Genomic DNA, 22,057 nt, shown 5'->3' on the forward strand with positions numbered 1-22,057 from the left:
TATTACAGGTTTAGAAAATCTATTTGTTAACAGTTTATTCAGAATTGTATCTTAAAAAATTGCGGTTGTTATTTTCCTTTCTGAGCTTTGATCATAGCCTCCAGCTGATCCCACATTTCTTCCGGAATTGCCTCAAGCAGATTGAATTGGCCGGCTCCTTTCAGCCATTCGCCACCGTCTATGGTGATCACTTCTCCGTTAATATAAGCTGAAAAATCTGAAACCAGATAGGCCGCAAGGTTTGCCAGTTCCTGGTGCTCTCCCACACGCTTAAGCGGCACCTTTTTTGAAAGGTCGAATTTTTCTTTCAGATCGCCCGGTAGCAGGCGGTCCCAGGCTCCTTTGGTCGGGAATGGTCCGGGAGCGATGGCATTGGAACGGATCCCGTATTTAGCCCATTCCACGGCAAGTGATCTGGTCATTGCCAGTACCCCGGCTTTGGCGGTTGCACTGGGTACCACATAGGCCGATCCCGTCCAGGCGTAAGTGGTCACGATATTAAGGATGGTCTTATCGGTTTCTTTCTTGTCGATCCAGTGTTTCCCGAAGGCGAGCGTACAGTTCTTACTTCCCTTAAGCACTATATCGATGATGGTGTCAAAGGCATTGGCGCTTAGCCTTTCGGTAGGAGAGATGAAGTTCCCGGCCGCATTGTTAAGAAGTATATCTATGCTTCCGAATTCTGAGATCACCTCGTCCCGCATTTTTTCAACCTGGTCATAATGCCTTACATCGCACTGCACTGCAAAACATTTTCCGCCTGTGGCTTCTTCAAGCTCCTTGGCGGTATTCTGAAGTTTCTCGATATTTCTTGAGGTAATGGCAACATTGGCTCCTATTTCAAGGAAATATTTGGTCATTGCCTTCCCCAGGCCGCTTCCGCCTCCAGTTACCACTATATTCTTACCTTCCAGGGCATCGTCACGAAGCATTTTCTTTGTAAAATCCATTTTCAATATTTTAAGTTGAAAGCTTCTTAAAAAGCTTTATTGGTTGTTTCAGTTTAATTCTTTCCAGCTGAAAAATTTATCTATTACAGCCTGGAACTTTTATTCTTCAATCAGTATCTCCAGAAGCTGAATGGCGGCATCGCTGATCTTGGTTCCGGGACCAAAGACGGCAACGGCTCCGGCATCGAATAAGTATTGATAGTCCTGGGATGGGATCACCCCGCCAACGATCACCATAATATCTTCACGCCCAAGTTTTTTCAGCTCTTCTATCACCTGCGGTACAAGGGTTTTGTGACCTGCAGCTAAGGAAGAGACACCAAGGATATGCACATCATTCTCAACGGCCTGTTTTGCTGCTTCCTGTGGGGTCTGGAAGAGCGGACCTATATCCACATCGAAACCAAGGTCGGCATAGCCGGTAGCCACCACCTTGGCACCACGGTCGTGCCCGTCCTGACCCATTTTGGCGATCATTATTCTTGGCCTCCGCCCGTCCTGTTCGGCGAACTTATCGGCCAGTTCTCTTGCTTTATTAAATGAGGAATTGTCTTTCATTTCTTTGGAATATACTCCGCTAAAGGATTGAACTTTTGCTTTATACCTGCCATAGACCTTTTCAAGAGCATCGCTGATCTCCCCTAAAGAAGCTCTTTCCCTGGCAGCATCTACAGCCAGGGCAAGAAGGTTGCCTTTTTCCTTTTCTGCAGCTTCGGTTAGCGCGGCCAGGGCTTTTTCAACCTTTTCGGTATTTCTTTCTGCCCTTATTTTCTTCAGCCTCTCTACCTGCTGTCTTCTAACGGTCTGGTTGTCTACTTCAAGCGTTACGAGCTCGTCTTCCTTCTCAAGCCGGTATTTGTTGGTTCCTACAATGATATCGGTCTCGCTGTCTATTCTTGCCTGCTTTTTGGCGGCGGCTTCCTCTATGCGTATTTTCGGGATGCCTTCCTCAATGGCCTTGGTCATCCCGCCTAGATCTTCAACTTCTTCAATGAGCTTCCAGGCTTTTTCGGCGATCTCGTCGGTGAGTTTTTCCACGTAATAACTACCGGCCCAGGGATCTACCGTTTTGGTGATCTTTGTTTCCTGCTGCAGGTGTAACTGGGTGTTCCTGGCGATCCTTGCAGAAAAGTCTGTTGGCAGGGCAATGGCCTCGTCTAGCGCATTGGTGTGTAGGCTCTGTGTTCCGCCGAAGGCTGCCGCGGCAGCTTCAATACAGGTTCTGGCCACGTTGTTGAAGGGATCCTGCTCGGTAAGGCTCCAGCCGCTGGTTTGCGAGTGGGTTCTTAAGCTTAGCGATTTCGGGTTTTGTGGGTTGAACTGTTTCACCAGTTTAGCCCAGAGCATTCTCGCGGCCCTCATCTTGGCGACCTCCATAAAATGGTTCATTCCAATGGCCCAGAAGAAGGATAGTCTTGGTGCGAAACTGTCGATATCCATTCCGGCTTTTAAGCCTTCCCGAATGTATTCCAGGCCGTCGGCAAGGGTATACGCCAGCTCGATATCGCAGGTGGCGCCTGCTTCCTGCATATGATATCCCGAAATACTGATGCTGTTGAATTTCGGCATATTCTGGGAAGTGTATTCGAATATGTCTGAAATGATCTTCATCGACGGAGTAGGAGGGTAGATGTAGGTGTTACGTACCATAAACTCCTTCAGGATGTCATTCTGAATGGTTCCTGAAAGTTTTTCAGGTGAAACGCCCTGTTCTTCCGCGGCTACTATATAAAAGGCCATTATGGGAAGAACGGCTCCGTTCATCGTCATAGAAACCGACATTTTATCCAGTGGGATCTGGTCGAAGAGGATCTTCATATCCTCAACCGAATCTATGGCCACCCCGGCTTTCCCGACATCACCAACCACTCTTTCGTGATCACTGTCATAACCCCTGTGGGTGGGAAGGTCAAAAGCTACCGAAAGTCCTTTCTGGCCTGCCGCCAGGTTCCTTCGGTAAAAAGCATTGCTTTCTTCCGCAGTGGAAAATCCGGCGTATTGCCTTATGGTCCAGGGACGGCTCACATACATCGTGCTGTAAGGTCCGCGAAGGTATGGCGGGATCCCGGCTGCGAAATTGAGGTGTTTCAGGTCTTTTATGTCCTCCCTGAAATAGGAAGGTTTCAGGTCTATTTCTTCGGGAGTTTCGAACAGTTTTCCTTCGCCCTCCTTATAGCGGGAGCCAAGTTCAGGTTCGGAAAGTTTTATATGTTGAAGATCTTTTCTTTGCATTTTTTTCGCTTTAAGTTTAACCGGCCTTTTCCTGTTTAAGTCTTTCCTGTTCGAGGTTTTCGCTTAAACGTCTTTCGAGGACAGGTTCAATTAAAGTTTTTCTGGGATCTTTTTTGAGGAACGGATAGAGCTCTATCTCATTTTCCATCTTATCCTGCGGATTCTCAAATTTGTTGGTGCCTATAAGTACAAGTTCTCCTTTGTCGAAAAGCTCCTGTTCCCTGGTTGCACTCTCCTTGATCTTATGCTGGATCACGCCGGCTTTCAGTTGTTTCATAAAACCTCCGCCTTTTTCGATCTCCTTGAAGATGTCCAGAGCCATTTCAGCGAACTGTTTGGTAAGGCTTTCAATATAATAAGCGCCTTCAGCGGCATTGGCAACCTTATCGAGATAGGCTTCATTCTTCATTACCAGTAACTGGTTGCGGGCTATCCTGTCACCAAATTCGTTATTCTTATGATAGAAAGAATCATAAGGAATATTGTAAATAGCGTCGGCACCGCCAAGGATTGCGCTCATACTCTCGGTAGTGGTGCGCAGTAAGTTCACGTTGTAATCGTAAAGCGTTTTGTTTCGCTTTGTTGGCTGTGCAAGGATATGACAGGTTTCCGGCAGCTGGTACTCTTTAGCTAAAGTTGAATACAACCAGCGAAGCGCCCTGATCTTGGCGATCTCAAAGAAATAATTAGGACCCGAGGCGATCAGGAACTGCGGAAGAAAATCATTTTTCCAGTCGGTATTCTTAAAACTGTCGAAATGATTCAGGTATTCGTTCACGTGCGCCAATGAATAAGCCAGTTGCTGCGGAATATTAGCTCCCGCATTCTGGTATAGACGGGCATCTACACTAATAACCGACTGAAATCTGCCGGAATTCTGAACGATCTCTTCCAGAAGCTCGTGGTCTTTTTCCAAATTATGGAACCAGTTTCCCGTTCGTGCCAGGTTTCCGATAATATCGGTATGCAGATAGAATTTCGTGTTTTCCCCTTCCAGGTAAGTGCGCAAACGTTTGAAATAATCTGCAGATAAAAATTCCAATCGCAGGTAAATTGCAGTGTTTTCAAGATCCAGGCCTGCAAACAGGGTTTCGGGGGAAACATCTTCTGAAGGAATGATGAACCAAAGACTTTCGGCTCCTTTTTCAAGGACGCGTTTTGCCTTTTCATTGCTCTTTTCAACAGAGGCTACATATATTTTCTCGCAGATGCTCCAGTTCTTCGGGGAAGGCGTTTTTACCGGTTCCTCAATATCTTCTGCATTATAAAAGGGCTTCACGTCTATACCGTCGAGTGACCTATAGACCAGTTTTTCGTTATAATCGGCACCCTTCAGATCGAACTGTATCTTTTGCTTCCATTGTTTTGCAGAAACTTCTTCAAATTCCTGAAATAATGACTCCTTCATTCTTAGTTGGTTTTAATGAAAGTTGAGTCCCGGAAGAGGTTTAATCAATGCTGTCGTATTCTATAATATAGATATCCTCTTCGGGCCGTTTCATATAATATTTTTGGCGGGCGAATTTTTCAAGCTCCACCGAATCCTTAAGCTGCTTAATGATAGCCTTATCCTTAGAAATTTCTTTCTGGTAATACTTTTTATTGTCCTGAAGCTCGTTGATCTCCTCGTTCAGTTCGTGGTGTATGAACCAGGAATTGCTGTCCAGAAAGATCATCCAGCCGGCAAATATCAGGCTCAATAAGACATACTTATTGCTGAAAAATCTAAACCAGGCTTTTTTACGCAGCTCTTTTAATTTCATACCGGCTAAAGATACAAAATTAGCTTAAGCGATCTTTGATAATGGTCTGAACAATATCAACAGCCACGGTATTGTAGCGGTTGGTAGGGATGATGATATCGGCAAATTCTTTGGTGGGTTCAATAAACTGCTGATGCATAGGCTTCAGGGTGGTCTGATAGCGCCACAGCACCTCGTCCAGGTCCCGGCCGCGTTCAGCGATATCCCTTTTCAGTCTTCTTATCAGCCTTTCATCACTATCGGCGTGAACATAGATCTTAATATCGAACATTTCTCTTATCTCGGGATGGGTTAGGATAAGGATGCCTTCAACGATAACCACTTTTCTTGGTTCGATCTCTAAAGTCTCGGCTGTACGGTTGTGTTCTTTAAAGGAATATACCGGCTGCTGGATGTTGTTCCCTGCTTTAAGTTCCTTTAAATGGGAAACCAGCAGGTCAAAATCTATGGATTTAGGATGGTCAAAATTGATCTTTTTCCGGTCTTCAAAACTAAGGTGACTGGTGTCCTGATAGTAGGAATCCTGTGAGATCACGTCTACTTCTTCATTCTTCAGTTCGTCAATAATCTGGTTCACCACGGTGGTTTTACCGCTTCCCGTGCCCCCGGCAATTCCAATAATAAGCATAGAAAAAAATTTGGGGCAAATTTAACCATTTGCCCCAAAAAATAAATTATTCTTTCTCTTTTATATTCGCTACCTCCTGCGGGGTGACCATATCGGTAAGTTCGTTGCCCCAGGAACTCATCACATAGTTCATTACATCGGCAACCTGTTGGTCATCGAGGCCCATAGGTGTCATCAGGTTATTATACTTCTTGCCATTCACAACAATATCTCCTTCCAGTCCGTACTTTACGGCTCTTATGCTTTCTTTTCTTTTTTCGGTTAACCAGTCAGATCCTGCAAGGGGAGGATAGGTGCCGGGAATACCTTTCCCGCCGGGTAAATGACAGGCCGCGCAAAGCTTGGAATATATCTTTTTTCCTTCAGCTATGCTTTTTTCCTGAGGAGACTGAACCTCTTGTTGGGTTACGGGGGCTGGTTTTTCTTCAGCTTTTCTTTCTTTCTTATCAGATTTACAGCCGATAATGATTACCAGCAGTACCAGGCTTAGGAGTTTTTTCATAGTTTTAATTATCGCTTTGGAAGTAGTTTTACGATTCCGGTTCCTTCAACCGCTGCGTATATAAAGCCATCCGGGCCTTGTCTGACATCTCTCAGTCTTCCGATACCTGTCAGTAATTTTTCCCTTGCAGTTACCGTCTTCCCATCCAGTGTAAGATGCTCCAGATAGGTGAATTTTAGTGAACCAACCAGTAGGTCACCTTTCAGTTCAGGATACTTATCTGAAGTAACATAGGCGAATCCGCTCGGGGCTATAGAAGGCAGCCAGTAATAGATAGGAGACTCGAATTCCGGTCTCGAAGTTTCATCTGTAATAGGAGTTCCGCTGTAATTCTCTCCGTAAGTTACAACGGGCCAGCCATAGTTAGCTCCTTTTTTAACCACATTTATTTCATCCCCGCCTTTAGGACCGTGTTCGTGTACCCAAACCTCGCCGGTTTCAGGGTTTAATAACATTCCTTGAGGATTACGATGCCCGTAGGAGTAGATCGCTTCCACGGCATTCTCTTTTCCAACAAACGGATTGTCCGAGGGGATGCTTCCATCGTCATTCAGGCGATAAACCTTCCCGTTATCACGCGTGATATCCTGCGGATTTACATCGCGCGCACCTCTGTCTCCGGCACTGAAATATAAATAACCCTGTTTATCGAAAACTATACGGGATCCGAAATGTTGTCCTTTGGTGGTATTAGGAGTAGCTTTATAAAGCACTTCTTTATCGGTAAGCTGATTATTATTTAGTTTGGCTCTTATAAGACTGGTGTTTCCGCCTTCGCCTTCACCTTCGGTAGAAGCATAAGTAAAATAGATCCAACCATTATTTTCGTAGTCCGGATGAAGTACTACATCAAGGAATCCGCCCTGCCCGTGGTTATACACTGACGGTGCCCCGGAAACCTGCTGTTTTTGTCCGTTTATAAAGTGAATCAGCTCTCCGCTTTTTTCGGTAATGAGCATACTTCCGTCGGGTAAAAATGTAAATCCCCAAGGAATCTGAAGTCCCGAAACAACAACTTCGTGTTTGTATTCGGCTTTGGTAAGTTCAGATTCAGGAATGGTCACCGGAGTGGTTTGACTAACCTGGGTACTGTCTTTTACAACTGCGGCCTGTTCTTCGGTTTTCTCTTTGCCATTTTCGCCACAGGCTGAAAGAAAAATTGCTACACTAACTCCAAGTAAAATACGTTTCATACTGGTAATGAATTTAATAGGTTCAGGGCTTTTTCAAGGCCAAATAATTAGAACGAACTAAGATATAAAAAATATGTGCTTCTGCTATTGCAGACTGAAGACTTTTGCTATATTTGCACCCGCTAACGCGTTAAAGATAACTATTCGGGGTGTAGCGTAGCCCGGTTATCGCGCCTGCTTTGGGAGCAGGAGGCCGCAGGTTCGAATCCTGCCACCCCGACAGAATACAAGCCTTACACGAAAGTGTGAGGCTTTTTTTGTGGTGCCAATATCCAAGATTGGCGCTCATACCTTCCCGGAAGCTCGAAATACTACCAGGAATGCTTTAAATTACCTTTTTAAATGTATTTTATGACTGCTTTCAGGTTTCTATCTTAGCATCGTCAACCAAATGATTTCTTGTAATTGGTTTGGATTTATAAGGAAGTGGGGGTGGGGCCTAACTTCTGGAATGTTATGTTGGGGCATAAAACATTAATATAGGTCCGGTTTCGAGTATGCAGGAAATGTTTGACATAAATGCCTTCAGGATTTTCCTGGGGGCTTTTTTTATTTCCTGTTTTTCCGCGCCAAGAATTGAAAACGGCATTACATGTTCTTCGGGCTTTTTATAATTCCTATATTTACCACCCTAAATTCCGGATTTGATGCAAAAGGATCTCAAAAAAATATCAGATTACTGGCAGGAGATGTATTCCCGTCAGGTAAAAGAGTATCGGCCTTTTGAAATCTCTGAAGATTTTAAAAAATTCGCATCCATTTTCGCTCTGGGTAACTCCTATTTCTATATCGTGAATCTTCACAATTTTGAACTGGAATATATTTCAGAATCGGTGAAGAGGTTTGTGAATAAGGATATAACGGATATTGATATCAAAGACCTGCTGAAATCTGTAATCCCGGAAGAACTTGAGATCATCAATTACAAAAGCAGGGTTATCAGTGATTTCTACACCAATTTTCTTGATAAGGAAGAGGTGCTTAGCTATAAAAATATGTTCTCTTATCGTATGAAAGATCCGGGCGGACAGATAAGAACGATGTTATATCAGGCCTTTCCTTTAAGCGTTTTAGAAAATGGTACACCGGAACATGTTTTTTGTATTCAGACAGATGTTTCCCACCTTAAAGTGACGAGCACCAATACCGTTTCCTTTATTCATATGAATGGTGGGGAGTCCTACCTTAATGTTGATATTTCCAGTGGTGAATTTGATCCTAAAACCAATGAAGAGGATGGTAATGATTTTTCAGAGCTTCTTACAACGCGGGAAAAAGAAATAGTAATGAGATTATCGAGAGGCTTAAACGCGGAACAGATCGCGGAAGAATTAAACCTTTCTCCGCATACCATTAAAACCCACAGAAGGAATATCCTGGAAAAAAGCGGTTGCACAAATACTACTGAAGTAGTAGCGAAGTGCCTTATTAATGGGATAATTTCTCCCTGAGTTATAACCAGAATGGAAATAATTGTATAAGAAAAAAGACTTTTTTGAGGTAATTCCTCAACAATTGCAATGGAGTTGCAAGAACTCTAAACTATATTTGCATAGTGAAATTTTTGGCAGCCATATTATCCATTTATTTTCTTGGGCTAACTTTTATGCCTTGTGAAGACTCAATAAATATTGAAACTGATACTGCCGAATTTCATAAAGTAGATACTTCTGGCCATAATACTTCCCACACAGATGATTGTAGTCCCTTTTGCCAGTGTCACTGTTGTCATGTGCATTATACCAATTTGGAGAATACCCAGCAGGAATTAATAGGTCTGGAAATATCCAAAGCACTTCCCGAAAAAAGCGATGAGCTTGGGGAAGGTATTCCAAGATCTTTCTTTCAGCCTCCCCGGGTTTAATTCAGTTTATAACACAAGTATGTCCTGGCGCCACTAATCGTTGGGATTAAATTCTATTTACACTGAATTAAACATTTCTTTATGATTAATAAAATCATTGATTTTTCAATCAATAATAAATTTATCGTTGGCCTGCTCACGGTGGTCCTCATAGGAGTCGGGATCTGGAGTATGACAGAAGTGCCGGTGGATGCGCAACCCGATATCACCAATAACCAGGTGCAGGTGATCACCCAGGCACCTAACCTTGGGACCGAAGATATTGAACAGTTTGTTACATATCCCGTTGAGATCTCTATGGGGAATCTTCCAGGAGTAAAAGAGATACGTTCCATTTCGCGCTTTGGTCTTTCTGTTGTGACCATTGTGTTTGAAGATGATATGGGGACATATCTTCCCCGCCAACTGGTAGCCGAAAAGCTCAACGAGGTAAAAGAGGAAATCCCTGAAGGTTTCGGACAGCCCTCTATGGGGCCAATCTCTACAGGGCTCGGCGAAATCTACCAATACACTCTGGAAGTTGAGGAAGCCTATAAAGATGAATATACACCTACTCAATTAAGGACCATTCAGGACTGGATAGTGCGCAGGCAAATGGCAATGGTGCCGGGAGTGGTTGAAGTGAACGGAGTTGGAGGCAAGATCAAACAATATGAAGTAGCAGTAGACCCCAATGAGTTAAGGGCTATAGGCTTAAGCATTTCCGATGTATTTTCAGCCCTGGAGATGAACAACCAGAATACCGGAGGCGCGTATATCCAGAAGAACCATCAGGCAAATTTTATTCGGGGCGAAGGCCTGGCGCGAAGCGTGGAAGACCTGGAAAAAATTGTGGTCAGCAATTCTAATGGAATCCCTATCACCATTGGAGATGTTGCTGAAGTAAGGATAGGGAACGCGGTAAGATATGGTGCCCTTACCAAAAATGGCGAAGGTGAAACCGTAGGCGGAATGGTGATGATGCTGAAAGGAGCAAATTCCAATAACGTTATAGAAAAAGTTAAGGATCGCATTGATCAGATCCAGAAATCACTGCCCGAAGGAGTAAGCATAAGGCCATTTTTAGACAGGAGTGAACTTATTGCGAATACAACTTCTACCGTAAAAGGAAATCTGCTGGAAGGCGGACTAATCGTGATTTTTGTACTGGTGATGTTGCTTGGGAACTGGCGCGGCGGCCTTATCGTGGCATCTACCATTCCTTTATCCCTGCTGTTTGCCTTTATTATGATGAACATTTTTGATGTCTGGGCAAACCTGATGAGCCTTGGTGCCATCGACTTCGGGATAATCGTAGACGGGGCAGTGATCATCGTAGAAAGTACGGTCTTTATCCTGCACCGGAAAATGTCTGGCAGGCGAAAACTGGATCAGCGCGAAAAGGACCAGATTGCGGCTTCCTCTTCAAAGAAGATGATGAATTCAGCGTTTTTTGGTCAGCTGATCATCCTGATCGTTTTTCTTCCGCTATTAGCCCTGGAAGGGGTTGAAGGGAAGATGTTCAAGCCAATGGCACTGACATTTATTTTTGCGATGCTGGGGGCGATGATCCTTTGTCTCACCTATGTTCCGATGATATCATCTTTGTTTTTGAAGGAAAGCCAAAAGATCAAGACTTCCTGGGGAGATAAGTTCATTGGATGGCTTCAGAGAAAGTATGATCCTCTTCTGAAAAGATCCCTGAGCAAAGGCAAGATGATTTTAGGGCTGGCAATTGGCCTTTTTACCGTAGCGGTTTTTCTTTTTACCAGGATGGGAGGTGAATTCATACCCCAGCTTGATGAGGGCGATATTGCTTTCCACGTGATCCTGGAGCCCGGAAGTTCGCTTGATGAAGGTATTCAGACTTCTACAAGAATCGAAAAAATGTTGCTTGCGGAATTCCCGGAAATCGAACAGGTGGTGACAAGATTCGGTGTTTCTGATGTCCCGACAGATCCTATGCCTATGGATATTGGAGACAGTTTCATTATTTTAAAAGATAGATCGGAATGGACTTCAGCAGAAACCAAGGATGAATTAATTGCCAGGATTAAAGAGACCATTAGCATAATTCCCGGGGTGAGCTATGAGTTTACCCAGCCTGTGGAGATGCGTTTCAATGAGTTGCTAACAGGAGTACGGGAAGATATTGCAGTGAAACTATATGGCGAAGACCTGGAACTGCTTGCTGCAAAAGCGCAGGAAATGGGAGGTCTTATCCGGAATATTGAAGGGGTGGCCGATATGAAAGTGGAGGCCACAGCCGGACTACCACAGATTACCGTAGATTATAACCGGAATAAGATCGCGCAATACGGATTACAGATCGAAGAACTTAACTCTCAGATACAATCGGCCTTTGCAGGTGGTAAAGCCGGGGTGATCTTTGAAGGGGAGAAAAGATTTGATCTTGTAGTTCGCCTCCAGCCCGAAGATCGTACCGGGATAGAAAATGTTCAGAATCTTTATATAAGTATACCTTCGGGGGACCAGGTGCCGCTAAAGGAGGTAGCCAACATCAGCTATCAGTCGGGGCCTATGCAAATTAGCCGGGATAATACCAATAGGCGTACTTATGTAGGGGTGAATATCAGAAACCGGGATGTAAAATCGGTGGTTGAGGATATTCAGCAAAAACTGGATGCAGAACTTAGCCTGCCACCGGGCTATTACATACGGTATGGCGGAGCATTTGAAAATTTTGAAAGGGCAAGAAAACGGCTGCAGATTGTAGTTCCTATAGCCCTGCTGCTCATTTTTATCCTTATCTATTTTGCCTTAAAATCCTTCAAGCAAACCACGATGATCTATATGGCCATTCCTCTAGCCGCCATCGGCGGAGTTTACTCCCTTTGGTTACGCGGAATGCCTTTCAGTATTTCTGCCGGAGTAGGGTTCATAGTCCTGTTTGGTGTAGCAGTGCTTAACGGGCTGGTCCTTATCAGTAGTTTTAATGAACTGAAAGCAGAAGGAGTGAGCGACATAGATAAAAGGATAGGCCTGGGGACCAAAAGAAGGATAAGGCCAATTCTGTTAACCGCCCTTACCGATGTGCTGGGATTCCTGCCTATGGCGATCTCCAATTCGGCCGGAGCCGAAGTGCAACGTCCATTGGCTACGGTTGTAATCGGCGGGCTTATTACTTCAACTTTATTAACCCTGTTCATCCTGCCAATTCTATACCGATGGGCAGAGAATAAAAGATCAAAGTTCAAAATGAATAAACAGGTACTTGCCAGTCTTGTCTTCCTGATAGGCTTAGGTTCTTTAAACAGTCTTAAGGCCCAGGAAGTCAGCAAGCCGGCTCAAACAATAAGCAAGGACCGGGCTGTTGCCCTGGCTCTTGAGAATTATCCTTTATTAAAGAAAGAGAAGCTTAAGCTTGAGAGGGAAAGAGCCAGGAGACAGGAAGTCTGGGACTTTGGGAAAACCGGGGTTTTTACCAGTGGAGAAGAAATTGGGGATACAGGCGGAATCTATACCAGGATCGGTTTCCAGCAACAGGAAATAGATCTGCTCGGGATTCCGTCAAAAAGCAACCTACATAGGAAGCAAGTTGCACTGGCTTCGGTGTCTTATGAGATGTCTGAACTGGAAGTTAGCAGAGAGGTAAAGAAGGCCTGGGGGAAAGCCTATGCGGCTAAAAGAAAGTTGCTGCTTTACCGCCAACTGGACTCTCTATATAAGCGTCTTGACAAAGCAGTTTCCCTGAGGTTTGAAACCGAAGCGATCTCCAGACTCCAAATGTTGGCCGCTAAAAACCGGATCCGGGAAATTTCGATAGAAAAAGGCCAGGTTGTCAATGACTATAAGATAGCCCTTCAGCAACTCAATTTATGGTTGGGAGAAGAGGAATTTGATGTTCCTGAGCAAACGGAGACTCCATTGATCTCTGAAGCCGAATTTTCTTTAGCTCCTGTACAGGAGCATCCTGTATTAGAGATTTCCAAAAAGAAGCTTGATGTAGCCGAAGCCAGGTTAAAAGCTGAAAAAGCAGACTTTTTACCAAAATTCAATCTTCAGTATGGCGTACAGGAGGTAAACGGTGCCGACGGGTTTTATAATTACCAGGCAGGGATCTCGATCCCCATACTTTCAGGAAAGGAATATGCCGATGCGAAAGTGGCCAGGATCGAGGGGCAAATGGCTGAAGAAGAATTGCGCTTCCGGGAACAACAGTTTTCTTCGGTATACCAAAGCACTCTCCAACAATATAAAAAATGGAAATCTTCCTGGGAGTTTTACCGGGATGAGGTGCTTCCACTATTAAAGGAACACCGGCGCGGTACTTTGCTCGCATTTAATGAAGGAGCCATAGATTACGCAGAAATGATCCAAAACCTGGATCATTCGGTTCAATCAGAAATCAAAGCCATAGAGGCCTACAAGAATTATCAGTTTGCCCTGGCAGAAATTGAATTTTACTTAAACAGAGAATAAGATTATGAGAGTTATAAAGCTATTAATGATAAGTTTTTTCTTTTTTATCGCGGCCTGCGGAGAAAGCAAGAAAGAATCCGGTGATAAACCGGCTGAAAAAAAGACTTCTGAAAGCACTCCTACCGAAGTGATGCTTAGCGCCCAGCAGTTTGAAGCCCTGGGGATGAAGGTAGATACACTTTCTACGAGAATGATGAGTGGCTTTGTGGAAGCCAACGGGCATCTGGAAGTGCCGCCACAAAGTGAGGCCACGGTTACCCCCGTAATAGGAGGTAATGTAAGTTCTATCAGGGTGATAGAGGGGGATGTAGTGAAAAGAGGAGCCGTATTGGCCTATATCAGCCACCCCGATATTATTAAGGTACAGACAGATTATATCAATACTGCCAATCGCCTTAATTTCCTTGAGAAAGATTATGCCCGACAGAAAAAACTTTACGAAGAAGGCGTGGGCTCTGGAGAAAGTTTCCAGAAAGCAGAATCTGAACTGCAAAGTGCCAGAGGTCATTTAAAGGGAATGAAGGCTCAGCTGAGGCAGCTGAATTTAAATGCTGAAAACATTGAAAAAGGTAATATTCAGCAGCAAATTCCGGTAATAAGTCCCATAGATGGTGCAATACAGGCGGTCAATATCAAAACCGGTCAGTTTGTCCAGTCTCAGGCGAATATGTTCGAGATCATCAACACAGAAGATGTACATATAGATCTGATGGTTTTTGAGAAGGATGTGCCAAAAGTGGAGGAAGGCCAAATGGTCTATTTTAATATTTCTTCAGAACCAGGTAAAGAAATGACGGCCAGGATCCTTTCGATTAGCAAGAATTTTGAGAGGGATCCAAAAGCGCTTCACGTACACGCCGAAATTGAGAACAGGGAGGGGAATCTTGTGCCCGGGATGTATGTGAGAGGAAGAATTGCCCTGGAAGATAGCCAGGTGAAGGCTTTTCCCCAATCGGCCATTGCTAAAAAAGCAGACAAGCTATTTGTCTTTTCAGCAGAAAAAGAAGGGGAGGACTGGAGCTTTAAGCCGATAGAAATTATAGCTGGAGCCAGCCAGGAGGAATGGACAGCGGTTAGGTTCCTTAAAGAGGTGCCTTCAGACACAGAGTTCGCCTTTAATAATGCTTACTATTTGATGGCAGAAATGAACAAGGGCCAGGGAGGTGGCCATCACCATTAATTGCCATAAAACCCTAAAAAAACAGGCCTGAAGTTTACTTCAGGCCTGTTTTTTTAGCTATCGGTTTAAATAATTAAAAGCCTGCTGCACTGTCATCACCCCTTCGGTCTGCACCACCTTCCAGTTTTCCATCAGGCAGGCGCAGGATGGCATCTACCTTTCCTATAATTCTTGAATTCGATTCATTAATATTATACCGTTTATCCTTTAATTCCTGCAGCAATTCAGCGTCAAAAGCTTTTGGCTCAAACAGGATCTCATCCGGCAGCCATTGATGGTGAAATCTTGGAGCATTAACCGCTTCCTGCATCGTCATATCAAATTCAGATACATTCAGGATTGTTTGTAATACCGAGGTGATAATGGTCGATCCTCCCGGGGAACCCAGGGTCATATAGAGTTTATCGCCCTTTTCAACAATTGTTGGCGTCATAGAACTCAGCATTTTCTTTCCGGGTTCAATAGAATTCGCTTCGGCACCAATAAGGCCAAACATATTGGGGAAACCTGGTTTTATACTGAAGTCGTTCATTTCATTATTAAGGAAAAACCCGAGTTCGTCTACATAGAGTTTCGATCCGTAGGCTCCATTTAGGGTTGTTGTGGCTGCAATAGCGTTGCCAAACTGGTCTACAATAGAATAGTGGGTAGTTTCATTGCTTTCATACCCCGCAATTTCGCCGTGTTCAAGAGAAGAGGAAGGTGTTGCCTTATCGAAGCTGAAAGAATCCATACGGCCGTTCAAATAGGAGTCACTGAGCAGCGTATCTGTAGGAATGTTCACATAGTCAGGATCCCCGAGATAGAAACTTCTGTCGGCATAGGCACGACGTTCAGCTTCGGTTAAAACCTGTATGGTCTTCAACGAGTTATGACCGTAGTCTTTCAGGGGGTAAGGTTCTGCCATTTTCAGGATCTGGCCTAACACGATTCCACCACTTGAAGGTGGGGGCATAGAGATGATATCCAGGTCTTTATATTCAACCTTTATGGGATCTCTCCAGAAGGTTTTATATTGGGCCAGGTCTTCCATACTTATTATTCCGCCTTTTTCACTTAGGTAATCAACAAGCATTTTCCCGGTTTCACCCTGATAGAATTCTTTTCTTCCGTTTTCGGCAATGCGCTGAAGGGTGCGGGCAAGTGCAATATTTTTTATGGTATCTCCTGCTTTAAACTCCTTGGCGAAAAGGATATCCTTATTATTGGCCTTTATGATCTTTTCCCGGTATTTTGCTAAGGTTTCGGCCTGTTTTTTGGTAACCACAACTCCCCGATTTGCCAGGGCTATAACCGGTTGCAGGATCTCCTTCATAGGCAGGCTCCCGAATTTTTCGTGAACCGCGAAAATTCCGGCTACCGTTCCCGGAACGCCTACGGCCATAGCTCCGAAAGTACTTTTGTCAGGAATCACATTGCCCTCTTCATCAAGGTACATATCCTTACTGGCCTTCAGTGGTGCTTTCTCTCTGTAATCCAGGCTTCCCGATTCGCCGTCAGACTTGCGGTAGACCATAAATCCGCCACCACCAAGATTTCCGGCAAAGGGGTAGGATACTGCAAGAGACATTTCAGTCGCCACCATAGCATCGAAGGCATTGCCTCCTTTTTTGAGAATGGACAGGCCTATTTGAGAGGCTTCTTCACGAGCCGAAACCACCATCGCTTTTTGAGCGATCAGGCCCCTTTCTTTTTCAGCTTCCCGGGGTTGCTCCTGGGTTTTGCAGGAAGAAGTTATTATGAAAAGAAGAATGAAAGCTCTCTTAAAAAGCGTCTTGTAAAAGGATAAAATAGGGTAATTCATAGTAGGTTTCTATAGATAAGATTTTGAAGGTAAATTTATTTATCGGGTTAGAGAAATTTTGTAAATAATTAAGCTTGCATAAATTTTTCAATTTTTAATTGGGAAACATAAAGTTTTTCACGGTTTCAGTTTCCAGAACCGGGTTCGCACCTTGCCTGGAAGCAACCAAAGCACCAACAGCACACGCATAATCCAGGGCTTTTTGAGGCTCTTCCTTTTTCAGAAGTTTTGAAATAAGGCTGGCAAGAAAGGAGTCGCCGGCACCAACAGTATCCCTGACCTCAATTTTGAAACCGCTGTTATAGTACAGCTTATTGTTTCTTAAGAGAACAGCCCCATGTCTGCCCTTGGTCACACAAATGGTTCTGGCCGGGGAGTTTTCAGCGATAAACAGAAGGTTTTGCTCCAGCGAATTATAGGGAGAGCCAAGCATTTCAGCGATCTCGAATAATTCGTCATCATTGAATTTGATGAAATCGGTGTTTTGAATAAGCTGCATTAAAAGTTCTTTACTGTAGTGCGGGGGACGTAAATTGAAATCGAGGATTTTGTATTTTGCTTTTGGCAGAAGTTCAAAAAGGGTGTTCCTGCTCACTTCATCCCGGCACACGAGACTTCCGAAGATAAAAGCATCGGCAGCTTTAACCGCTTTAAAAATCTCTTCTGAGGCTTCGATCCTGTCCCAGGCCGAAGGGTAAACGATGTCATAGGTAGCCGACCCACTTTTGGAAAGATTTACATTGACCATTCCGGTAGGCAGTTGCTGGTCTTTTTGGATGTTTTTCGTTTCTATTTTATTGGCCCGGAGATAGGAGAAAAGTTCCTCTCCCTTTTTGTCGGTTCCCACTTTACTGATCATTTCGGTGTTGATCCCAAGACTGCTTAGTCTTGAGGCCACATTAAGCGGAGCCCCGCCAATTCTTTCCTTGTCGGGAAATACGTCCCAGAGGATCTCGCCAAAACAGACGGCTTTTAATTCTTCAGACATTAAAATTATGAGTTTTTATTTCTGGTTTTCAGGAATATCAAATTTACTGGTCTTAAGGTTCTTTATACTAAAATCTTCTCCTTTTCCGGCAGTAAAACTTTTATAAGGACGGGTAGGGAAAAATATTTCGGTCATCACCGTTTCTCCGTTATCATAAAAGATTTCGATCGAAGTCTTGTCCAGAAAGATCTCTACCGGAAGATTATCGGCTTCTGAAGTTCGGGGAGCTGTTGAAACAGGCGAAGCAAAATTTTCTCCAAAATCAGTGATGCCGGATTTCTTTCGGTTTACGTAGAACTGTTTCTGTGTATGGTCATACCCAAACCTCAAGGTGTCTCCTTCAGGGTTGTTCAGGCTAAACTCATAGGTCCTGTCCTGCAGGCTATCTATAGAAAAACCTATTCTTGCTTTTGCAAGATCAAGGTCTTTGTTCTCAATGATGTTTTGCCCTGCTTTAGCCTGAGTGTTCTTTGTTCCGGTGGCTTCCCCAAAATACTTGTCAAGCTCTTTTACCGGAGATGAGAATATACGATAACCTGCTTTTTCATCTTTTTTCAGTTTTAATTCTCTGGCAATGGTCATTGCGCTTCTCCAGGTTTCGGTAGGCACTTCCTGGGCATAGAGCCAGTTAGACATCCAGCCCATAAAAAGTTTTCTGCCATCACTTTCCGGAATATTTGACCAGGTAACCCCGGCATAATTATCTTTCCCGTAGTCTATCCAGTACGAATGATCTCCCGGCAGGTCTTTCATTTCTTTTATCACACTGAACTTCTTACCATCAAAATCTCCAACAAAATACTGGGTGCCGGAACCTCCGTTATAACCGCCTGGATTCAGGCTCTGGATAAGGACCCATTTGGTTTCATTGCTTCCTTCAACTTTCATCGGAAAGAAATCGGGGCATTCCCATACGCCGTTATGAGCGCCAAGTCCCATTCCGAATTCAGAGGCTTTTTGCCAGTCCTTCAGGTTTTGAGAGGTGTAGAAAATGGTCCGGTCATCGGCAGAAAGCACCATTAGCCACTGTTTATGGGCTTCGTCCCAGGTAATCTTGGGATCCCGGAAGTCTTTTAAGCCCGGGTTCTTAATTACCGGGTTCTCTTTATATTTTGTCCAGGTTTTACCTTCATCGAGGCTGTAGGCAATCGCCTGACTTTGATAATCTTTCCTGCCGGCCTTTTCTCCTTCAGGATCGTGATAGGTGAACATCGCTATTACAGGTGGGGTTTTGCCATCCCCAAAGCCTGAAGAATTATTCTTATCCACCACCGCACTGCCGGAAAAGATATATCCCTTTTCATCGGGTTTCAGGGCTATGGGTTGCTCTTCCCATACCACCATATCCTTGCTCGTGGCGTGCCCCCAGTGCATTGGGCCCCACTTGTTTCCGTCGGGATAATACTGGAAGAAAAGGTGGTAAGTCCCATTCATATAGAACATTCCGTTAGGATCGTTCATCCAGTTTACTTCGGGGGTGAAATGATAATTGGGTCGAAAGTCTTCATCTTGCTGAATTTTGGTTTCAGCAACATCCTTTTGTTGAGGTTCTTCTTCTTTGTTTTTACAGGAAAGCAGCGTAAATCCGCTGATTATTGAGATTAGGAATAATTTTTTCATATGTTCAACTTAAGGGTTTTTAAAGGATATTTCTTCGTGCAGGGACAGCTCCTCTCCTAATTCTTCCAGCGATTTCCCTTTGGTTTCGGGCATCATAAAGATCACAAACAGCAGCTGAAGTACCATCATAAAGGCGAAAAAGGCGAATACATATCCCGGCCCGATGGTGGAGAACAGGAACGGGATGGTGGAAGGAACAATGGCTGCCAGGACCCAGTGGGTGGAGGAGCCGAAAGCCTGCCCTGATGCCCTGAGGTGGTTAGGGAATATTTCTGAAATAAACACCCAGATCACCGCTCCCTGCCCAATCGCGTGTGCGGCTATAAAGAGGAATAGGAATATAGGAACCCAAAGCCCTCCCCAGTTCAGGAAGAAAGCTGCAGCTACCAGAGAAAGGGAAATGATATAACCGATGGAACCTATGAACATAAGCTGTTTTCTTCCCAATCGGTCTATTAAGAATACACCTAGTAGTGTAAACAGGAGGTTTACAACTCCAATCCCTATACTGCTGAGCAATGCCGTACTTTCACCGAGACCTGCCGATTCAAATATTCTGGGAGCATAATACAGAAAGGCATTAATTCCCGATAACTGGTTAAAAAATGCAACAAGAAATGCCAGTATAAGCGGGAACCGGTATTTCTTCATCAAGATATTTTCACCGGTGATCTTGGTTTCCACCTGCTTTTTCATCTCAGCTATTTTCTCCCGGATGTCCACTCCGGGTTCTATGGTCTGTAAAACTTTTTCGGCTTCGGCAAACCTTCCTTTTGATGTCAACCAGCGCGGACTTCTAGGGATAAGCAGGACGAAAATCGTATAAATGAATGCCGGCACGGCTTCAACTCCCACCATCCATCTCCAGGGCTGCTCCCCGGTATTTCTTAACAGGTAATTTGATAAAAAAGCGATAAGGATACCTAAAACGATATTGAACTGATAAAGAGAAACCAGGCGTCCGCGGTCCTTTGCCGGGGCAATTTCAGACACATAAGCCGGTGCCGCGATGGTGGATGCCCCTACGCCCAGGCCACCAATAAACCTGAAGATGGCAAAGCTTATGGGATCATTGGCCAGGGCTGACCCCAGGGCCGAAATAAAATATAAAAGACCTATAACAAGTAGACTGTTCTTTCTTCCGATCTTATTTACGGGTATTCCGCCGAAGATCGCTCCTACCACGGTACCCCAAAGCGCCATTGCCATCACGACCGAACCGTGAAAGGCGTCTGAGGTGCCCCATAATTCCTGTAATTGTTTGTCGGCTCCGGAAATGACTACTGTGTCAAATCCGAATAAAAAACCTGCTAAGGCGGCGCTGATGGACCAGGCGAAGATTTTATTCATTTTGCTGAGGTTAAGATCGTGTTGTTATGCTCTTTTATTTCTGTTAAAAACCTAAAAGTTAATCAGAAATTTCAAGATAGCGGTAATAGCATTAGCAGATTTATATTTTCCCTGCCGCGAAAACTCTAAAGATCTTAAACCCCCGGAATAAAAAAACGCTCCGGGAATCCTTTGGAGCGTTTTATTCTATTTAGGATTGTTTAGTTAAGTACCCGTTTAAAAATATAACGTGTTATGAAGATCCCGTTCGGGTCTTCCTCGCTGGCATAGCTCTCTACGCCGCTATTTACAAAAACCAGTTCCCAGCCCTCGGCGGCTAAAGAATTGATCTTGGAAGTAACCACGGCATCGTTAGCCGCGATGTTCTGAAAACGAATTCCGCCCATATTAAAGAAATTGAGCAGTTTGGTTTCTTCAAAGTTCTTAACCCTGATCTCAGCACGTTCAGATTTGTTCCTTTCGTTCTCTTCTTCGGTACGTGTGGAGGTGAATTCCTTGAAATCTCTGTTTTCATCCGTACTTATCATCCTGGAACGCCCGACCCCGCTGGGGATTATGGACTCAACTACCGTGACGGTCTTGTATTCAAAATTTTGTGCCTGAACACTCAGCATTGAGAAAAAAATTAATACGGCAAGTGCGATCTTTTTCATCTTAATTTAATTTTAGAAAAACCGCACTAAATAAATCCAAATTCAGATTCCAAAGATCGACTTTGTGATTACTTTAACTCAGGGTGTTGATAATGATCAGTTTAAATGTTTTATTTGAAAGCTTTAACTGAAGTTTAAAACCCGTTAAGTTCAATAATTGTTTACTTTAAGAAATAATATAATTGCCTATGAAGCCTAAACCTGAGTTGCTGATCTTTGATGTTAACGAGACCCTTTTGGATATGTCGCCGTTGAAAGATGCCGTCAACAGGGCATTTGGTAATGAGCTTGCTTTTGAAGTCTGGTTTCCCACACTGCTGCAATATTCCCTGGTAGAGAGCATAACCGAAAATTATAACGATTTCTCCAGTATCGCCTTGGCCACCTTGGAAATGACCGCCGAAAAATTCGGAGCTGAGGTTTCTGAGTCCGAACTGAAGTCGGTGCTTTCGCTCGTTAAGGAGCTACCGCCTCATCCTGAAGTTCCTGCAGCTTTAAAGATGTTGAAAGATTCAGGTTTCAGGATGATCGCACTCACCAACGGAAAGCCCGATGTTGCCGAAGCACAGCTGAAATTTGCTGAAATTGATATGCATTTTGAAGAGACCCTAAGTGTTGAAGAAGCAGGAAAATATAAACCCCATCCCGGGCCTTATAATTATGTGTTGCAGAAAACAGGCATAAGTAGAGAAAAAGCGATGATGGTGGCTGCCCACGGCTGGGATATTACCGGAGCAAAAAGAAACGGGATGCAGACCGCTTTTATAAAACGTGTAGGAAAAAGCGAATATCCCCTTGCAGGAAAAGCCGATCTTCTTGCCGCCTCCTGCCTGGAACTGGCGGAGATGTTAATTGATCGGAAAGCATAAAAAAGCCCTGCGCAGTAAAACCAGCAAGGCTTAATCACC

General features: G+C 44.2%; 17 protein-coding genes and 1 tRNA gene. 6 read left to right on the forward strand and 12 right to left on the reverse strand.

Going from position 1 to position 22,057, the window contains the following annotated elements:
• Positions 1-68 precede the first annotated feature (68 nt).
• From ACFQ3Q_RS07095 to ACFQ3Q_RS07125, 7 genes are all read right to left on the reverse strand, one after another.
• Positions 69-950 carry an SDR family oxidoreductase gene (locus ACFQ3Q_RS07095; RefSeq protein ID WP_380744303.1) on the reverse strand — a complete coding sequence of 294 codons (882 nt, stop codon included), beginning with the start codon at positions 948-950 and terminating at the stop codon, positions 69-71.
• Positions 951-1,049: 99 nt separating this feature from the next.
• Positions 1,050-3,182 carry a methylmalonyl-CoA mutase gene (gene scpA, locus ACFQ3Q_RS07100; RefSeq protein WP_380744306.1) on the reverse strand — a complete coding sequence of 711 codons (2,133 nt, stop codon included), beginning with the start codon at positions 3,180-3,182 and terminating at the stop codon, positions 1,050-1,052.
• 16 nt (positions 3,183-3,198) lie between these two features.
• Positions 3,199-4,590, reverse strand: coding sequence for a methylmalonyl-CoA mutase subunit beta (locus tag ACFQ3Q_RS07105; RefSeq protein WP_380744308.1), 1,392 nt, complete (start codon positions 4,588-4,590; stop codon positions 3,199-3,201).
• A gap of 40 nt (positions 4,591-4,630) precedes the next feature.
• Positions 4,631-4,945: an FtsB family cell division protein gene (locus tag ACFQ3Q_RS07110; protein ID WP_380744310.1), complete on the reverse strand. Its 315-nt coding sequence runs from the start codon at positions 4,943-4,945 to the stop codon at positions 4,631-4,633.
• Positions 4,946-4,964: 19 nt separating this feature from the next.
• Positions 4,965-5,573, reverse strand: coding sequence for a uridine kinase (gene udk / locus ACFQ3Q_RS07115; protein ID WP_380744312.1), 609 nt, complete (start codon positions 5,571-5,573; stop codon positions 4,965-4,967).
• Between the two features lie 46 nt (positions 5,574-5,619).
• Entirely contained in the window at positions 5,620-6,075 is a 456-nt protein-coding gene (locus tag ACFQ3Q_RS07120; protein ID WP_380744314.1) for a c-type cytochrome, read from the reverse strand.
• Positions 6,076-6,083: 8 nt separating this feature from the next.
• Positions 6,084-7,268: a PQQ-dependent sugar dehydrogenase gene (locus tag ACFQ3Q_RS07125; protein WP_380744316.1), complete on the reverse strand. Its 1,185-nt coding sequence runs from the start codon at positions 7,266-7,268 to the stop codon at positions 6,084-6,086.
• A 145-nt stretch (positions 7,269-7,413) separates the two neighbouring features.
• Between ACFQ3Q_RS07125 and ACFQ3Q_RS07130 the strand changes: the two genes are divergently transcribed.
• From ACFQ3Q_RS07130 to ACFQ3Q_RS07150, 5 genes are all read left to right on the forward strand, one after another.
• Positions 7,414-7,488 (forward strand) — tRNA-Pro (locus ACFQ3Q_RS07130).
• A gap of 427 nt (positions 7,489-7,915) precedes the next feature.
• Positions 7,916-8,719 (forward strand): response regulator transcription factor, encoded by an 804-nt coding sequence (locus tag ACFQ3Q_RS07135; RefSeq protein ID WP_380744318.1) that lies wholly within the window; start codon positions 7,916-7,918, stop codon positions 8,717-8,719.
• A gap of 155 nt (positions 8,720-8,874) precedes the next feature.
• On the forward strand, positions 8,875-9,132 hold the full coding sequence (locus ACFQ3Q_RS07140) for a DUF6660 family protein (protein WP_380745605.1): 258 nt from the start codon (positions 8,875-8,877) through the stop codon (positions 9,130-9,132).
• A gap of 81 nt (positions 9,133-9,213) precedes the next feature.
• The gene (locus tag ACFQ3Q_RS07145) at positions 9,214-13,554 is read left to right on the forward strand and encodes a CusA/CzcA family heavy metal efflux RND transporter (protein WP_380744319.1); all 4,341 of its coding nucleotides are present in this window, start codon (positions 9,214-9,216) and stop codon (positions 13,552-13,554) included.
• A 4-nt stretch (positions 13,555-13,558) separates the two neighbouring features.
• Positions 13,559-14,734, forward strand: a complete 1,176-nt coding sequence (locus tag ACFQ3Q_RS07150) for an efflux RND transporter periplasmic adaptor subunit (RefSeq protein WP_380744321.1) — start codon at positions 13,559-13,561, stop codon at positions 14,732-14,734.
• A gap of 73 nt (positions 14,735-14,807) precedes the next feature.
• Here ACFQ3Q_RS07150 and ggt read toward each other — a convergent pair whose 3' ends face one another.
• From ggt to ACFQ3Q_RS07175, 5 genes are all read right to left on the reverse strand, one after another.
• Positions 14,808-16,538, reverse strand: coding sequence for a gamma-glutamyltransferase (gene ggt, locus ACFQ3Q_RS07155; RefSeq protein ID WP_380744323.1), 1,731 nt, complete (start codon positions 16,536-16,538; stop codon positions 14,808-14,810).
• A 94-nt stretch (positions 16,539-16,632) separates the two neighbouring features.
• Positions 16,633-17,526 (reverse strand): carbohydrate kinase family protein, encoded by an 894-nt coding sequence (locus ACFQ3Q_RS07160; RefSeq protein WP_380744325.1) that lies wholly within the window; start codon positions 17,524-17,526, stop codon positions 16,633-16,635.
• 15 nt (positions 17,527-17,541) lie between these two features.
• Positions 17,542-19,146: a glycoside hydrolase family 32 protein gene (locus ACFQ3Q_RS07165; protein WP_380744327.1), complete on the reverse strand. Its 1,605-nt coding sequence runs from the start codon at positions 19,144-19,146 to the stop codon at positions 17,542-17,544.
• A gap of 9 nt (positions 19,147-19,155) precedes the next feature.
• On the reverse strand, positions 19,156-20,496 hold the full coding sequence (locus ACFQ3Q_RS07170) for a sugar porter family MFS transporter (protein WP_380744329.1): 1,341 nt from the start codon (positions 20,494-20,496) through the stop codon (positions 19,156-19,158).
• A gap of 200 nt (positions 20,497-20,696) precedes the next feature.
• A complete protein-coding gene (locus ACFQ3Q_RS07175) occupies positions 20,697-21,149 on the reverse strand; it encodes a hypothetical protein (RefSeq protein WP_380744331.1) in 453 nt (150 codons plus the stop codon).
• Between the two features lie 188 nt (positions 21,150-21,337).
• On the opposite strand from ACFQ3Q_RS07175, the gene ACFQ3Q_RS07180 reads away from it, so the two are divergent.
• Entirely contained in the window at positions 21,338-22,018 is a 681-nt protein-coding gene (locus ACFQ3Q_RS07180) for a haloacid dehalogenase type II (RefSeq protein ID WP_380744333.1), read from the forward strand.
• The last annotated feature ends 39 nt before the right edge of the window (positions 22,019-22,057 follow it).

It is taken from the genome of Salegentibacter chungangensis, from assembly GCF_042678405.1.
GTDB lineage: Bacteria > Bacteroidota > Bacteroidia > Flavobacteriales > Flavobacteriaceae > Salegentibacter_A > Salegentibacter_A chungangensis.

Excerpts from the sequence above, each read along its gene's own strand:
- ACFQ3Q_RS07095 (WP_380744303.1), bottom strand. The coding sequence starts at position 950 with ATGGATTTTACAAAGAAAATGCTTCGTGACGATGCCCTGGAAGGTAAG.
- scpA (WP_380744306.1), bottom strand. The coding sequence starts at position 3,182 with ATGCAAAGAAAAGATCTTCAACATATAAAACTTTCCGAACCTGAACTT.
- ACFQ3Q_RS07105 (WP_380744308.1), bottom strand. The coding sequence starts at position 4,590 with ATGAAGGAGTCATTATTTCAGGAATTTGAAGAAGTTTCTGCAAAACAA.
- ACFQ3Q_RS07110 (WP_380744310.1), bottom strand. The coding sequence starts at position 4,945 with ATGAAATTAAAAGAGCTGCGTAAAAAAGCCTGGTTTAGATTTTTCAGC.
- udk (WP_380744312.1), bottom strand. The coding sequence starts at position 5,573 with ATGCTTATTATTGGAATTGCCGGGGGCACGGGAAGCGGTAAAACCACC.
- ACFQ3Q_RS07120 (WP_380744314.1), bottom strand. The coding sequence starts at position 6,075 with ATGAAAAAACTCCTAAGCCTGGTACTGCTGGTAATCATTATCGGCTGT.
- ACFQ3Q_RS07125 (WP_380744316.1), bottom strand. The coding sequence starts at position 7,268 with ATGAAACGTATTTTACTTGGAGTTAGTGTAGCAATTTTTCTTTCAGCC.
- ACFQ3Q_RS07135 (WP_380744318.1), top strand. The coding sequence starts at position 7,916 with ATGCAAAAGGATCTCAAAAAAATATCAGATTACTGGCAGGAGATGTAT.
- ACFQ3Q_RS07140 (WP_380745605.1), top strand. The coding sequence starts at position 8,875 with ATGCCTTGTGAAGACTCAATAAATATTGAAACTGATACTGCCGAATTT.
- ACFQ3Q_RS07145 (WP_380744319.1), top strand. The coding sequence starts at position 9,214 with ATGATTAATAAAATCATTGATTTTTCAATCAATAATAAATTTATCGTT.
- ACFQ3Q_RS07150 (WP_380744321.1), top strand. The coding sequence starts at position 13,559 with ATGAGAGTTATAAAGCTATTAATGATAAGTTTTTTCTTTTTTATCGCG.
- ggt (WP_380744323.1), bottom strand. The coding sequence starts at position 16,538 with ATGAATTACCCTATTTTATCCTTTTACAAGACGCTTTTTAAGAGAGCT.
- ACFQ3Q_RS07160 (WP_380744325.1), bottom strand. The coding sequence starts at position 17,526 with ATGTCTGAAGAATTAAAAGCCGTCTGTTTTGGCGAGATCCTCTGGGAC.
- ACFQ3Q_RS07165 (WP_380744327.1), bottom strand. The coding sequence starts at position 19,146 with ATGAAAAAATTATTCCTAATCTCAATAATCAGCGGATTTACGCTGCTT.
- ACFQ3Q_RS07170 (WP_380744329.1), bottom strand. The coding sequence starts at position 20,496 with ATGAATAAAATCTTCGCCTGGTCCATCAGCGCCGCCTTAGCAGGTTTT.
- ACFQ3Q_RS07175 (WP_380744331.1), bottom strand. The coding sequence starts at position 21,149 with ATGAAAAAGATCGCACTTGCCGTATTAATTTTTTTCTCAATGCTGAGT.
- ACFQ3Q_RS07180 (WP_380744333.1), top strand. The coding sequence starts at position 21,338 with ATGAAGCCTAAACCTGAGTTGCTGATCTTTGATGTTAACGAGACCCTT.